The 14,738-nt window shown below is 55.8% G+C and carries 10 protein-coding genes; 2 read left to right on the forward strand and 8 right to left on the reverse strand.

Going from position 1 to position 14,738, the window contains the following annotated elements; translation table 11 throughout:
- The first annotated feature begins 7 nt into the window (after positions 1-7).
- Complete coding sequence (locus V3C19_RS02210; protein WP_295932951.1) at positions 8-646, forward strand: DUF805 domain-containing protein; 639 nt, start codon at positions 8-10, stop codon at positions 644-646.
- Positions 647-887: 241 nt separating this feature from the next.
- Here the strand turns inward: V3C19_RS02210 and V3C19_RS02215 are convergent, their stop codons facing one another.
- The 8 genes from V3C19_RS02215 to V3C19_RS02250 form a co-directional block, all read right to left on the reverse strand.
- Positions 888-2,468: a hypothetical protein gene (locus V3C19_RS02215; protein ID WP_295932950.1), complete on the reverse strand. Its 1,581-nt coding sequence runs from the start codon at positions 2,466-2,468 to the stop codon at positions 888-890.
- 26 nt (positions 2,469-2,494) lie between these two features.
- Positions 2,495-5,377 carry a sulfatase-like hydrolase/transferase gene (locus tag V3C19_RS02220; RefSeq protein WP_295932948.1) on the reverse strand — a complete coding sequence of 961 codons (2,883 nt, stop codon included), beginning with the start codon at positions 5,375-5,377 and terminating at the stop codon, positions 2,495-2,497.
- Positions 5,378-5,532: 155 nt separating this feature from the next.
- The gene (locus tag V3C19_RS02225) at positions 5,533-6,315 is read right to left on the reverse strand and encodes a PEP-CTERM sorting domain-containing protein (RefSeq protein WP_130083962.1); all 783 of its coding nucleotides are present in this window, start codon (positions 6,313-6,315) and stop codon (positions 5,533-5,535) included.
- Between the two features lie 549 nt (positions 6,316-6,864).
- Positions 6,865-9,711, reverse strand: a complete 2,847-nt coding sequence (gene gcvP / locus V3C19_RS02230; RefSeq protein ID WP_295932945.1) for an aminomethyl-transferring glycine dehydrogenase — start codon at positions 9,709-9,711, stop codon at positions 6,865-6,867.
- A 94-nt stretch (positions 9,712-9,805) separates the two neighbouring features.
- Entirely contained in the window at positions 9,806-10,186 is a 381-nt protein-coding gene (gcvH, locus tag V3C19_RS02235) for a glycine cleavage system protein GcvH (RefSeq protein WP_067573971.1), read from the reverse strand.
- Positions 10,187-10,256: 70 nt separating this feature from the next.
- Positions 10,257-11,342 (reverse strand): glycine cleavage system aminomethyltransferase GcvT, encoded by a 1,086-nt coding sequence (gene gcvT, locus V3C19_RS02240; RefSeq protein ID WP_295932943.1) that lies wholly within the window; start codon positions 11,340-11,342, stop codon positions 10,257-10,259.
- A gap of 73 nt (positions 11,343-11,415) precedes the next feature.
- Complete coding sequence (gene ychF / locus V3C19_RS02245; protein WP_295932941.1) at positions 11,416-12,537, reverse strand: redox-regulated ATPase YchF; 1,122 nt, start codon at positions 12,535-12,537, stop codon at positions 11,416-11,418.
- Between the two features lie 57 nt (positions 12,538-12,594).
- The gene (locus tag V3C19_RS02250; protein WP_295932939.1) at positions 12,595-13,518 is read right to left on the reverse strand and encodes a D-alanyl-D-alanine carboxypeptidase family protein; all 924 of its coding nucleotides are present in this window, start codon (positions 13,516-13,518) and stop codon (positions 12,595-12,597) included.
- Positions 13,519-14,075: 557 nt separating this feature from the next.
- Between V3C19_RS02250 and V3C19_RS02255 the strand changes: the two genes are divergently transcribed.
- Positions 14,076-14,687, forward strand: a complete 612-nt coding sequence (locus V3C19_RS02255; RefSeq protein ID WP_149874172.1) for a hypothetical protein — start codon at positions 14,076-14,078, stop codon at positions 14,685-14,687.
- Positions 14,688-14,738: the final 51 nt, after the last annotated feature.

The following is a 14,738-nucleotide window of genomic DNA, read 5'->3' on the forward strand; positions in this document are numbered from 1 at the left end:
CCAATCCATGAGCGATCTTTACGAGTACCAGGCAATTGACGGTTCTTCCAAAGGACCAGTTGCCCTGGTGCTTCTGTTGCAGGCCAGGAACCAGGGGCGGTTGTCCAACCAGGCTCTGGTGAGAAAGTTGCCCGACGGGGCTTGGAGGCCTTTGTCTTCCTATATTCCGCCCATGACTGTCTTGGACGAGGATGGGGACATGGAGGTGGCGGAAGGAGAGGCAGATACCTGCGAAAGGTCTCTTGCTCCCGACTGGTCACGGCAGAAGTATTGGCGCAGGGTGGCCAGGGAATGGTGCAGTTTCCGGGGGCGTGCAGGCAAGGGTGAGATGCGGGAGGTATATGCCACTCTGGGGTCGGTGTGGCTGGCTGTGGCCTGTCTTCCGGCCCTGGAAAAGTACGGTTTTTTCTCCTATCCGGCACCGTGGATGGAAAGCGTCTTTTTGGGGCTGTTTTATCTGGTTTTGTCCCTCCTGGCCATTCCTCTGGCGGCTACCATGGTACGCCGTCTGCATGATGTGGGGAGAAGCGGTATTTGGCTGGTGTGCCTGGGGCTGCCCGCGCTGGGATGGCTGCTGCTGTGGTATTTGTCCTACGGGGAGAGCCAGCTGGGTGAGAATAAGTACGGAGATCCTCCGTGGAATTGATGTGTTCCCATGTTTAAGACGTCTATTCATGGGGAGAGGCGTCTTAGGGTCAGGAAAGGGTTTCTCCGGAGAGGAAGATATAAGGTGCAGGCGGGAATGTTTTCGATTTGTTCCAGATAAGGTTTATCCATGAAAAGCCGGAATATGGAGAGCTACTTCCTTTCGGGGTCGGCTTGCTTTCACAAAACGCAGAGAAGAGGATTTTTAAGACCGGGGAGAGAGTTTTTCCTGCCTTTTCCTTTTATTCCCGCGTCACTTTCAGACGCAGAAAGCGGCGTTCCGGCGCATTGCTGTCAATCGCCGCCGGGTCTTGATACTCTCCCCGTGAACCCGTCGGAGTTACCACGCCTTCATCATTCCATTTTTTCAGGTCTGTTGAGCTTTCCACATTGAAGACGACGTCTGTGGCATCCGGATTCACCGGCCATTCCAGCACCAGGTGCGGCATGCCATCCACATTCCTGACCGTTAGCGTAGTGACGGTGCCGCAGGGTTGAAGGGGCGGCAGCCCCGTGGCGTATTTCATCAGGTTGGTGATGCCGTCCCCGGCGGGGGCGGCTTCCGGAGCGGTTTGGTCTTCCGGAGTGTCGTCTGTAAAATGGTCATTCTTCCATTTTTCATAGGGAGAAGGAGTGGGAGTCCAGCTTAAGACCAGCGCGCTTTTTCCTATTGTTTCCTCCCGGTGCAGGGAGAAGCTGCCCGCCTGCTGCCACGGAGCGGCTGTTGCCGGGTCATAGGAGACGGAGGGCTGGCCCGTCATGGACAGGGCACTGCCTTCCACGAGTTTCCATGTTTTGCCTTGTTTTGTGTCCGTTATTTCCGGCAGGGTCACGTGGAGTTCCGAAGCGCCATTCAGGTTAACCGGCCCTTGAGCGCTCCATTTGGCATTTGCCGACGGTTCTGCGGGCAGCGTGAAGCCCAGACGGGTTCCTCCGGCTATGTCCAGTTCCGTCATCCCTTGCAGGGAAGCTGTCGCACCCAGATTTACCGTGCCGGCTTCCACGCTTACCGGAAAATGGCACCGGGAAATGCCTCCACCGAATCCGAGGGTACCGGGCCCCGTTTTCCGCAGGCTTGAGGTGGCGGAGTATCCTGCAAAGGAGTAGATGGGGTCCTCCATGCTGATCAGACAGTTTTGTTCCGCCTGCATGACCATGCTGACGTTGCCCATGACCGTGATGGAGTTGGCGCTTCCGCCCGCAGAGGTTCCGACGGCCCTTCCACGGTAGTTGCCGCTGAAGGAGATGGGGCGGGAGGAGTCTGCGGAGTGAAGCGTCAGTTCCGTTTGGCAGGCGGCGCCTTTGCCGGCTGCGTAGATGGCTCCCCCCAGCTTGCCCGCGCTGTTGTTCGCGAAGGTACTGCCGCTTTCAATGTTTGCGGTGCGGAGAACTTCTCCGTCATTGGCATCCAGGCACAGGGCTCCTCCGTTGTTGGAGGCCGTATTGCCGGAAAAAGAGGAGCCAGCCGCAATTTTTACGTTTCCGCGGCAGTAGAGCGCGCCGCCGCTGCCGGATTCCGCCCGGTTGCCGGAGAAGGAGACGGCCTCATTCTGGATGACGGAGCCGGCGTAAACCGCTCCGCCCTGGGAAAATCCGCTGACTGTGTTGTTTTCATAGACGGCCGTTCCGGAAATGGTGACTTGGCCGTAGTCCAGCGTGCCTCCTCCATTGCCCGTTTTTTTTACATTACTGACGCCTCCTCCGGCATTGATGACGGTGTCGCCCATGAGGAGAGCCCCTGAAAGGAACATTCCAGTGCAGATGACCAGCCTGCCAAGCCGCATGCGGGCAGGAACGGCGGAATAATGGCGTGGTTGCTTCATGATTCTTGTCCTGTTGGTCGGAGTGTTTATTCCTGAATGGGCACGACGGACGAAGGATCGTCCGGGTCCGTTTCCCCGGGGTCGATGAGCCCGTTTCCATTGGCGTCTTCAATTAGATCCGGTACGCCGTCCCCGTCAGAATCCACATCCGGGAGGTCCGGCATGCGGATATAGGCCGTACCGATGATTTTTCCGTTTCTTTTAAGGAGGGGATATTGGGCGTCGGCTCCGTGGAGTTCCCTCATCAGGGCGCGCGCCATGCGCATCAGGCGTTCTTGCTGCGCCGGATCCCGGGCCTGGTCCTTGCTTTCGCTGATATCGTCCTTTAAATTGAAAAGTTTCCACGGAAGGCGGCCCGCCGTTTTATACCCTTCGTTATAGGTGGTCCAGAGATCTGTATTAGAGTATTGGTCCAGATAGTCGTAAATGACTTTCCAGTCTCCCTCCCGGTAGGTGGAATAGAAGTGGCCGTAGCCATGGTAGTGGGGGTAATGGTGGTAGATCTTCTGAGTGCGGTGGAAGGAAGCTTCCCCCTTGAAGTAGGGACTGATGTCCTCCCCGTCCACCTGCTGGTCCACCGGAACCTGAAGCTTCAGCATGCTCAAAAGGGTGGGATAGATGTCCCAGATGGCTACGATGTCATGATTGGCGACATTTTGCGGAATGGGGTATTCCTGTTGGATGGGGGCGGAGGCGTTCACCTTCGCCCAGCCCACGATCATCGGTATCCGGGTGCCCCCTTCATAGCGGTTGCCTTTGCGGCCCCTGAGCGGCGCGATAGCGCTGACCTTCTCCACCATGGGCATATTGCGGCTGGATCCTTGCTGGATGGGAGAGTCCCCGCCGTTGTCGGACATAAAGATGACCAGCGTTTTGTCAGCAACGCCCAGTTCCTGGAGATAATCCATAAGATCGCCCAGGGATTTGTCCATGCCTTGGATCAAGGTGGCGAAGTTGCCTATGTTCTGATTGATGTTTACATTGCCTTCAAAATCGGTACGCCCGGGCTGGAGGGCCTGGTAGTATTCTGTGTCCCCATTGGGGTCCGGCTGGTCGTGCCGCTGGTGAACGGCATAATGGGCCATGTACGCAAAGAAGGGCTTCTGTTCATCCACGGCCGCCTTGATCTGTTTCTTCATTTCCTGAGTCAGGGCATTGGTCAGGAAGTTCCTCTTCCTCTCTTCCGTCGTGGTATATTTGTAATATTCCTCCAGACCGGCAACGTGGTAGACGCCGGACCCGAACTGGGGAGTGTAAGAACCGGGCTGTCCGGCGGAGCTCCCGCCGATATTGACGTCAAACCCGAGGTTGATGGGGTTGGCATAACGCTCTGTGGCCGGGGCGAAGTGGGCTTTCCCTACCATGATAGTCCGGTAGCCGGCTTCCTGTAGCACGCGTGGCAGCGGAATTTCCTGCTGGCTCATCCCGCCCATGTTCCATTGCGGAGCCTGCATGAGCACATGCGGGTTGGAATCATTGAGCACAGGGCTGTTCGGAGATGTCCAGTTGGTAACCCGGTGACGGGCGGCATTTTTTCCCGTCATCAGGGACGTACGGCCCGGGGAACATACGGGGCATGAATAGGCGTTCGTGAATTTCAGGCCCTGTGCCGCCAGCCTTTCCATAGATGGGGTTTTGTAGAAGTTGTTCAGGGCCGTTTTAACGGGCTGGCCGTTTTGATAATAGAAAGGAACGGAGGTATCCTGCCAGCCCATGTCGTCTACCAGAAATAGAAGGACATTGGGCGTATTTTCCGACAGAACGGAGATGATGAGTGATTTGCTTTTCTGTGTTCCATCGGCAGCGGTCAACGTCAATGTGTAGAGAGTCGTCTCCGTCGGTTTGACCCGGAGAGTGCCGGCTCCGTTTTCACTGGTGATGGCGATGTTTTTTCCGTTGGCCGTCAGTTCCAGATTTTGTGCCTTGACGGTGCTCCAGGTCAAGGTGGCTTCTTCATCCGCTCCGGGGACAATCCTCTTTTTATCCGATTCAAATATAAGGATTTCCGGTTCTTGCTTCTTGATGGTTACCATTACTTCCGCCGCAGATTCCGTTCCGTCCTCTCCCCGAGCGTTCAGTACATAGGTAGTTGTTTGTTCAGGATTGACCGTAATCGCTCCCGTGCCGTTTTCCGTGGTGACGGGAATGTTTTCACCGTCTTTTGTGCTTAAGGTGACTTCTCCGCATTTCCAGGTTTTCCAGCTTAGTTCCGCGCCCGCGGCGCTTCCTTCCATGATTTCAGGCGGTGTAGCGGTGAAGGAGATGATGCCGGGAGCAGGGGAGATCAGGCGCACGGCGTTGATGGCGGAGCGGGTGGAGTCCGCTCCGTTGCCCGTGATGGTGATGACGCCGTTCACGACCGGGACATACCGCAGGGTGACCTTGTTGGCTCCTTCGTTAAATGTGCCGGAGAAGTTTTCCCTGTCCTGGATGGTTTTCACCATGCCGTTGACCGTATAGAGCATGTCGCGGTCTGTGGTGTTGCAATCCCCGTAGATTTCCACATGGCAGTATTCCGCCATGGAGTCGGGGAGCTGGGAGATGACTACATTTTCCATGCCCCGGATTCCGGCCCAGGAGTCCATGAGCAGGTAGTCACGGTTTTTGTCGGCGGCAAACGTGCCGTTGCTGAAGCAGTAGCCGGGATTGTTGAAGGATATGGAGGCCTGTGTGGCTGTTCCACGAACAGTTTTCAGGCCTGTTGCCGAGGTTTTGGCCGCCGTCGTCGGAGTGATGAAGTTCCATGTTTCCCCTTCCTGCGCCAGTGTTCCGGGCTGGGCATTCAGAAACGCCGCTTCCGTAGCCACGGTTCCGTTCAGGACGCCGATACCTATTTCTTCCGCATTCAGGGAGCCCGTACCGGCCAGGAATAGAAGGAGAGTTGCCGATATGCCGCGGAGGAATTTCATGAGATTCAAGGAGCGCCTGCGTTCCATATTCCTTATTCTAACAAAAAAATGTATATTCTCAATGGGGAATCCCTCCGACCGGATGATTCCGTAAAAAGAAATCAATGGAGACCGTCATTGTTGCGGCCTCCATTGATGAGAGAGCTTGAGTCGCATTAAGCCCGGCGGCGGCGCATCGCCAGGACTGCGAGACCCAGCAAGCCGAGAGAGGCCGTGGCGGGTTCCGGGATGCTGGATAATGCAAGAGCGTTGATGTTGCCGGTACCGTTTGAGGTCAGACTCAGCGTGGTGTTGTCCTCCGTGACCGTAAAGGTGTATTCCACCAGAGCCCATTCTCCTGCTCCAGATTCCGAGAATAACGTCGTGCTGGAAAGTGAGGCATTGGAACCGGCCGAGTAGTCAAGCAGGGTGGCGGAGAGACCTTCTATATTCCCGGTCAAATCATAGGTTGAAGAGGCGGTTCCAAAAGAGTTGCCGCGCCCTACAAGCATGGTCAGCGTATAGCTTCCGGCGGAGAGCCCCCGCATTTGCATGGTGTACGGGCCGGGATTTTTATTGATGCATCCTCCTCCATTGTTGCCCGTTGTGATGTCGGAACCGAATACGTCAAAAAATTTGTTGGAGTTGTCGGGATTGTAGGAATTTTGGATGTTGTCCGCTGTCAGGACGCCTTGGGCACCGCAGGCCCCTGCTCCTGTTACCAGAGTGATACCCGTAGATGAACCATCGAAGTTTTTGAGGGCGCCGCTTGTATAATTGCCCCCTGAACTTCCGGTTTTGATCAGATTTACTTTGCCCTGTTCCCCAAGATAGGTGCCATCCATGGAGGATGTACCTTGAGCCAGGGAATTTACGCCGAATGTTATCACCACCGTGGCCGCTTGAACCGCGATGGAGGAGAGTGTGATGAGGGCCGCCAGGAATAAGGTTTTCTTCATAGACAGACTAAAATATGGGGTTAATGGTGGCGCGAGTTAGCCGCCACTCCATTTGCCAATAGCGGATTATAAATTCGCTGAAAATTCGATAAATCCATTTTAATGTAAAAAAATCATATATCTTTTATAATCAATCATTTCATTTTTTATATAACATCTGCAGCAACTTGAGAAGCAGCAGTAATAGACTGGTCCTCCTTTCTAGGCAGGCTATAAATAATGCCTTGGAAATGAACATGAGAAAAAGAAAATTCTGGCTTTTTATATTGACTTCGAATTTATAATCCGATTCACAGGGAAGAAGTAATATATTCATTAGATTAATCGTTTTTTGTAGAAAGCAGGTTTCATGCGATCAATAACAGCATGAGTTGGAAAAAGTGATTATTCCTGCCGTGGGAGCAATTTGAAGGAACCCCGGATGGTTCCTTTGTGGGCTGATATCCCATGAAGGGAGATGCAGCCTGATCGAATTCATTCTGCCGGAGAAGAATAAAAAAGCCGTCCCGGATCAGGGGACGGCTTTTCGCGGTTAAGGGTGTATTTACTTTATGCTTCCACAGCCTTGGAGAATTCCTCCACCGTGTCACAGGTGCAGATCAGGTTGCGGTCTCCATACACGTTGTCCACGCGGCCAATGTACGGCCAGAATTTGTGGACGCGCAGTCCGGATACCGGATAGGCCGCCTGGCTGCGGGAATAGGGATGCTTCCATTCGTCGGCAGAGACCATTTCCGCCGTGTGCGGGGCATTTTTAAGGATGTTGTCTTCCTTGTCCGCTGTTCCGTTGATAATGGCCGTGATTTCCGCATGAATGTGTTCCATGGCTTCAATGAAACGGTCCAGTTCCTCCTTGGGTTCCGATTCGGTGGGCTCCACCATCAGGGTGCCGGGTACGGGGAAGGACATGGTGGGGCCGTGGAATCCGTAGTCCATGAGCCGCTTGGCGATATCGTCCACGGTGAGGCCGGCGTCATGGGTGAGCTGGCGCGGGTCCAGGATGCATTCATGGGCCACCAGACCCTTGTTGCCGGAGTAGAGAACCGGGAAGAGGCCGTCAAGTTTTTTGGCAATGTAGTTGGCGCTCAGGATGGCTACTTCCGTTGCTTCCTTGAGGCCGTCCGGCCCCATCATGGAGAGGTACATCCAGCAGATGGCGGCGATGGAGGCGCTTCCCCATGCTGCGGAGGCTACGGCTCCTTCTTCACTGTCCAGGCTGAGATGGCCGGGCAGGAAGGGCACGAGATGTTCCGCCACGCCAATGGGGCCGATGCCGGGTCCGCCTCCGCCATGGGGCATGGCAAAGGTTTTATGAAGGTTCAGGTGGCAGACGTCCGCGCCGATGCAGCCGGGGCAGGTGAGGCCCACCTGGGCATTCATGTTGGCGCCGTCCATGTACACCTGGCCGCCGTTGGCGTGCACGATGTCGCAGAGTTCCTTGATGGTTTGCTCATAGACGCCGTGTGTGGAGGGGTAGGTGACCATGATGCAGGAGAGGTTGTCCCGGTGGGCTTCTGCCTGGGTTTTCAGGTCGTCCATGTCGATGTTGCCCGCTTCGTCACATTTGACGGGGACTACCTTGAGACCGGCCATTGCGGAGGAGGCGGGGTTCGTGCCGTGGGCGGAGGTGGGGATGAGACAGACGTTCCGGTGGCCTTCTCCCGCATGCTGCTGGTAGCGGCGGATGGCCAGAAGCCCTGCGTATTCTCCTGCCGCGCCCGCGTTGGGCTGGAGGGAGACGGCGGCAAAACCCGTGATTTTAGCCAGACGGTTCGCCAGAATGGAGAGCATTTCCCGGATGCCTTCAGACTGCTCTGCAGGGACGAAGGGATGCAGGGAGCAGGTTTCCGGCCAGGTGATGGGGATCATTTCGGAGGCGGCATTGAGCTTCATCGTGCAGGAACCCAGCGGGATCATGGCTTCGTTGAGAGCCAGGTCGCGGGATTCCAGGCGGCGGATGTAGCGCATCATTTCCGTTTCCGAGTGGTAGGAGTTGAAGGCCGTTTCCGTGCAGAAAGGGGTCCTGCGCGTATGGATGGGCGTCCATGCCGGAGATTCACAGTAGCACGGGGCGGAAGTCTCCGTACCTGTGAGGGCGGAGGCCACGGAGGCCACGTCCGTGCAGGAAGCCGTTTCATCCAGTGAGATGGCGACATGGTCGGCATCCACCTTGCGGATGTTGTATCCCGCATCCAAAGCCTGTTTGACGAGTGCGTCCGCCCGGCCCGGCACCGTCAGGAGCAGGGTGTCGAAGAAGTTTTTGTTTTCTATGGAGATGCCGGCTTCCGTGAGAGCTTTGTACAGGCTTTTCGTTTTCCGGTGGATTTCCGTGCCGATGCACTTGAGGCCTTCCTGTCCGTGGTACACGGCGTAGAAGGCGGCCATGACGGCCAGAAGGACCTGGGCGGTGCAGATGTTGGAAGTGGCCTTGTCCCGGCGAATGTGCTGTTCCCGCGTCTGGAGTGCCAGGCGGTAGGCCGGCCGTCCCTGGGAGTCTATGGACATGCCGATGAGACGGCCGGGCATGCGGCGCTTCAGGGTGTCCGTGCAGGACATGTAGGCTGCGTGCGGCCCCCCGAAGCCCATCGGGACGCCGAAGCGCTGCGTGTTGCCCACGCAGATGTCCGCTCCGAAGGAGCCGGGTTCCCTGATGACAGTGAGCGCCATCAGGTCGGCAGCCACGACGCAGAGGGCTCCGGCAGCATGTACGCGGGAGAAGAAGTCCGTGTAGTCATTGATGCGGCCCAGGGTGTCCGGATACTGGACCAGGACGCCGGCAAGGTCTGCTCCGACGGAAGCAGGATCAAAAGAGGTCCAGTCCCCTACTACGATGTTGACGCCCTGCCATGCGGCACGGGTACGGATGACACTGATGGTTTGGGGATGGCAGGTGTCCGCCACAAAGAAGGTGTTGGCCTTGGGGCGGGTGTTCCGGCACATGGAGACGGCTTCTGCCGCAGCCGTTCCTTCATCCAGCAGGGAGGCATTGGCGACCGGCAACCCCGTCAGGGAGGCTACCATAGTCTGGAAGTTCATAAGCATTTCCAGCCGTCCCTGGGCGATTTCCGGCTGATAGGGCGTATAGGCCGTGTACCAGCCTGGGTTTTCCAGAACGTTGCGCAGGATGACGGACGGAGTAATGGTGCCGTAATATCCCTGGCCAATGAAGGATTTTAGGATCTTGTTTTTTCCAAGGATGGAACGGAGTTCCTCCAATGCTTCCGTTTCCGATTTGGCGGCAGGAAGGTCCAGAGGGGCTTTCATGCGGATGTCTGCAGGGACGATGTCCGCAATGAGTTCTTCAAGCGTTTCATAGCCGAGGCTTCCAAGCATTTCCCGGCGTTTTTCCCCCTGGGGGCCAATGTGCCGGCTGGCAAAGTCTGTGTGGGTGTTCATGTGGTGTTTGGCAGTGTGGCGTCCGGTCCGAAGGGGCCGGGCTAAAGCAAAAAGCCCCGGGACGGAATCACCGGGGCGGAAGAGGAGGAACTGTTCAGGAGCAGTATTCCTCGTAGTCGGTTGCGTTCATCATGTCTTCCGTTTCCGTAGGAACGTCCAGGCGGATCTTGTAGAGCCAGCCCGCGCCGTAGGGATCGGAGTTGATGAGGGAGGGATCATTGGAAAGTTCCTCATTGATTTCCAGGATTTCACCGGAGACGGGAGTGTACACGTCGCTGGCGGCCTTGACGGATTCAACGACGGCCACGGGGTCCCCGGCGGCGACCGTGGCTCCTACTTCGGGGAGGTCTACAAAGACTACATCGGAGAGCTCCGCCTGGGCATGGTCGGAAATACCGATGGTGCCGATGTCTCCGTCAATTTCGATCCATTCATGATCTTTGGAATACAGCAGGTTTTCTGGTACGTCGTGCATAAGATTTGGTTGTATGAGGTAAGAGTGTAGTAATTTACAGGATTTGTCAGTTTATTTTTGCGTTGTAGTGTCAGCCTTTTTTATAAAAGGGTTTTTTGACCACAAGGGCGGGGAATTTTTTCCCCCTGACATCTATTTCCAGCTCTGTGCCGACCTTGGCATGGGCGGCAGGAAGGTACGCCAGAGCGATGCCTGTCATCAGGGAGGGCGAGAGTACGCCGCTGGTGAGTTCTCCAATGGCTTCGCCGCCGGGGAGATGAACTTTGTAATGGGCGCGGGGCGGCGCTCCCTTGCCCGTGTATTCAATGGCCGCCAGACGTCGGGTGAGGCCATTGGCCTTTTGTTCGCGGAGAATGCCGGAACCGATGAATTCCGTGTCCAGCGCGCAGAAGAAGCCCAGTCCGGCTTCCAGCGGAGTTTTGTCCGGCGCCAGGTCGGAGCCGTTCAGCGGATAACACATTTCCAGGCGCAGGCTGTCGCGGGCGCCGAGTCCGCAGGGTTTGGCTCCGGCGGACAGAAAGGCTTCAAACCATTTGACGCCTTCCGTAGCAGGGCAGAAGAATTCGAAGCCGTCTTCCCCGGTGTAGCCGGTACGGCAGATGATGAGGTCCGTGGCGTCCATTGTGATGCGGGCGATGCCGTTGCGGGGCGGGAGTTCCACTCCGGGAATGACTTTGGCGAAGATTGCCCCGCAAAGAGGTCCCTGAACGGCCAGGCCCACGTATTCGTCGGAATGGTTTTCCAGCGTCACGTCCGCAGGCTTGTGCGCGGAGAGCCAGGCGAAGTCTTCACCAATCTTGGAGGCGTTCACCACCACGAAGAAGGTTTCCGGTTCCATGCGGTACAGGATCAGATCGTCGATGACTCCAGCCTGTTCGTTAAGCATGATGGAATATTGGCCCTGGCCGATGTCCAGCTTGTTGATATCGTTGGTGAGCATGGAGTTCAGCCATGCCGCCGCGTTCGGGCCGGATACCGTGAACTGGCCCATATGGGAGATGTCAAAGATGCCGCAGGTCTCGCGCACCGCTTTGTGTTCGTCCAGAATGCCGGTATACTGCACGGGCATGTTCCAGCCGGCGAAGGGAACCATTTTGGCTCCAAGTTCAATGTGTTTGGCTGCCAGGGGTGTGGATTTGACGTCGGAATCAGGCATAAGGTGATGTGAAGTTATGAGCAATCTGCTCTTTGCGTTCTGAAAAGTCAATGGAATTCCGGGGACTTCAGGGCTAGACATTAAAGCGGAATTCGATGACGTCCCCATCCTTCACGATGTATTCCTTGCCTTCAATGCGCAGCTTTCCATGTTCGCGCGCTCCGGCCTTGCTGCCGCACGTAACGAGATCGTCATAATGGACGACTTCCGCGGCAATGAATCCGCGCTCAAAGTCCGTATGGATGACGCCCGCTGCCTGGGGGGCCTTGGCTCCGTCCGGGATGGTCCAGGCACGCGTTTCCTTGACGCCTGTAGTCAGGTAGGTACGCAAGCCCAGCAGATGGTACACGGCGCGGATGAGGTCGGAGACGCCGGAGTCCTGCACGCCGAGAGATTCCAGGAATTCGGCGGCTTCCTCTTCCGATACGTCGATGAGTTCCTCCTCAATTCTGGCGGAGATGACGATGGCTTCCGCATTGTGGTGTTCCGCCACGTATTTTCTTACCTGGGAGACGTAAGGATGGGAATCCGGGTCATTGATGGCGGCCGCCAGCTCGTCTTCATTGACGTTGCAGGCGAAGATGCTCTTTTTGTCTGAAAGGAGCTGGAAGGAGCGGAGCAGCTTGCGTTCGTCGTCATCCAGCTTTTCTTCAAAGGTGATGGAGGGGAGTCCCTCGTTCAGATGGGGGAGGAGCTTGGTGATGAGGGCCACTTCCGCCTTGGCTTCCTTGTCGCCGCTGCGGGCCTTGCGCTCCCGGGAGGCAAGCCGCTTGTCCATGGTGGCTATGTCCGCCAGGATAAGTTCCGAGTTGATGATTTCAATGTCGCGCAGGGGATCCACGGAACCCAGTTCATGGATGATGTCGTCATTGTCAAAGCAGCGCACCACCTGGACGATGGCATCCACTTCACGGATGTTCGCCAGGAATTGGTTGCCTAGTCCGGCTCCTTCCGAGGCTCCCTTGACCAGTCCGGCGATGTCCACGAATTCAATGAGCGTAGGGATGATTTTTTCAGAGCCGGAGATGTTGGAGAGCACTTGCAGGCGCGGGTCCGGCACGGTGACCATACCCACGTTGGGGTCAATGGTGCAGAAGGGGTAGTTGGCCGCCTGGGCCTTGCGGGTTCTGGTAACCGCGTTGAAGAGGGTGGATTTGCCCACGTTGGGGAGACCTACAATACCTGCCTGTAACATAGGCAGGACTGATAGCGGGTCAGGCCGTGAAAGTCAAACCCCAATTCCGGGGAAGCTTCAGGCCGCACCGCTCAGGGCCCATTTGAGCAGATTTTCCGATTCTGTCCAGATGCGGGATGGATGGCAACCGAGCACGACCACGATGACGTGGCGTCCATTAAATCCGGCGGAAGAGACTAGGCAGCGCCCGGCGGCATTCGTATAGCCGGTTTTCATGCCGGTGACCCAGGAGTGCTGTTCCAGCAGTTTGTTCGTGTTCCGCAGGAGAAGCGTCTTGCCGTTGGCGCGGGTGAAGGCGTATTGGCGTTTGCAGATAATGTTGCGCAGTTCCGGGTTCCGGTAAACGTAATAGGCGCAGCGCGCCATGTCAATGGCCGTGGAGTACTGGTCCGCAGGCAGTCCGTTGGGATTGACGAAACGGGAGTTGTACATGCCCATTTGGCGGGCCTTGGCATTCATCATCTGGGCGAATCTGGGCACGGACCCCGCCGTGTCCCGTGCCAGGGCGAGGGCCACGTCATTGAAACTGCGTATCATCAGGGCATTCAGCAGTTCACGGCGGGAGTAGACTTCCCCGGAACGGAAGCCCAGCTTGGTGGGATCCGCCTTGGTATCGGACGGCTGGATGATTACCTTCCTGTCCAGGTTGCCGTGGTCAAGCACGACCATGGCCGTGACAAGTTTCTGGGTGCTGGCCACCTGGCGGCGCTGCATGCCGTTGTGCGAGAAGAGAACTTTTCCCGTAAGAGCGTCCATGACGCAGGCACTCGCGCAGCGCGGGGTACGCGGAGCACTGGGCGGGATGGCAAGGGGGCGGGTGGGAAAGTTGGCCGGGCGCGGGAGGGCGTTGGATACGGACTGGGAGAGCTGGGGGGGGACAGGCGTCGCCAGGGGGATGTAATCGTTCGAGTCTCCGTATGACTGGCAGCTCGTGGAGCTCAGGCAAAGGGCAATTCCTGCGAGAATGGCGAACAAACGCATGTCTTTTGCTACAGTAAGTTGTTTATTTCATCAAGCCCAAACTCAGTATTGGGCAGGGAGTTGGATAAAAAAAAGGCCGCGGGATGGCTGTCCGCGGCCTTTTTTCTCTATTAACTACCTATGGAACCAGAACCACCCTTGACGGTATTGAAGGTATTTTCTTCATGCGCCGGATAGATCTCGTGCAGGTGTGACTTTGACCCGGAAAAAATCGTTCAAAGTATGTCCAAGAATAAACTTTTTTTAATGATTTTTTAAATGGTTTCATTTATTTTAACTGATTAGGAAAGAATGTATTTTCCTTCACGCTTCTTATTCCGACAGGTCCGGAAAATGCTGCCATGAGGGTGGAATGAACGTATTCCGGTTTACTGGCTCGGGCATCCTGATATGCGGAAATTTGTTAGATGGGCTCTTTGGAGTGTTTGAAGTGGTTGATAGTGTTTCTTTTGCGTCGTGGATAAAGGGTTTTCAAGGGGAAGAGAAGATGAAAGGGAAGAAAATAGTCATTGCAGTGGATAGGTTATTGTGATTTTTTATTATAAATTTTACACATCATGAAGGTACCTGTTTTATTTCTGTCTCTCGCGGCTGCCTGCATGGCGTGTGCCGAAGTTCTTCCGCTCAAAACACCGTGTTTCGATACCAAGAGATGTACGGACAAGGCGAAGTCTTCCCTTTCCATGGAGCAGAAGGAGGCGAGCGTGGATGTGACGCTGGAGGACGGCGAGGAAAAGATGGAGATAAGTATTCCTTTCCGCGACAAGAACCATTACAGCAATCTTGCCGTTTTTGAAAAGGCGTTTGCCAGAGATAATATTTCCAAGAAAATGGAGGTTCTGAAAAAAGTGGAACCCAGGCTTGTGAAGAGCATCATCCGCGGTAAGGAAGCGGTTTGTCCAGTAGTACCGCTTGGTGTGCTGAAGGGGGAAGACGGGATGGTTCTTAATTTGTGTCTGGGGTCTTATGAGAAAATTGATTTCAAGGCACAAGAGGAAGGCCGCTTTCAAAAAAAGAGGAATCCGGGCGACATCAAGTTTGTGTATGGAGTGATTTTCGAGATTTCCGATCCTGTGTCCAAGAAAAAACTTGCTTCTCCAGTCAAGTGGGAGCAGGCGGAAACCATCTCCGCCTGGATTGATTCCTTGCGGAAGGAAGTTAAGCAATAGGTCCGCACCATTGGTTTTTCGGGCGGCCGGGAAATGTGTGCTGCTGGGGGG

The organism is Akkermansia sp. AE01SA01 (assembly GCF_036417395.1).
Taxonomy (GTDB): domain Bacteria; phylum Verrucomicrobiota; class Verrucomicrobiia; order Verrucomicrobiales; family Akkermansiaceae; genus Akkermansia.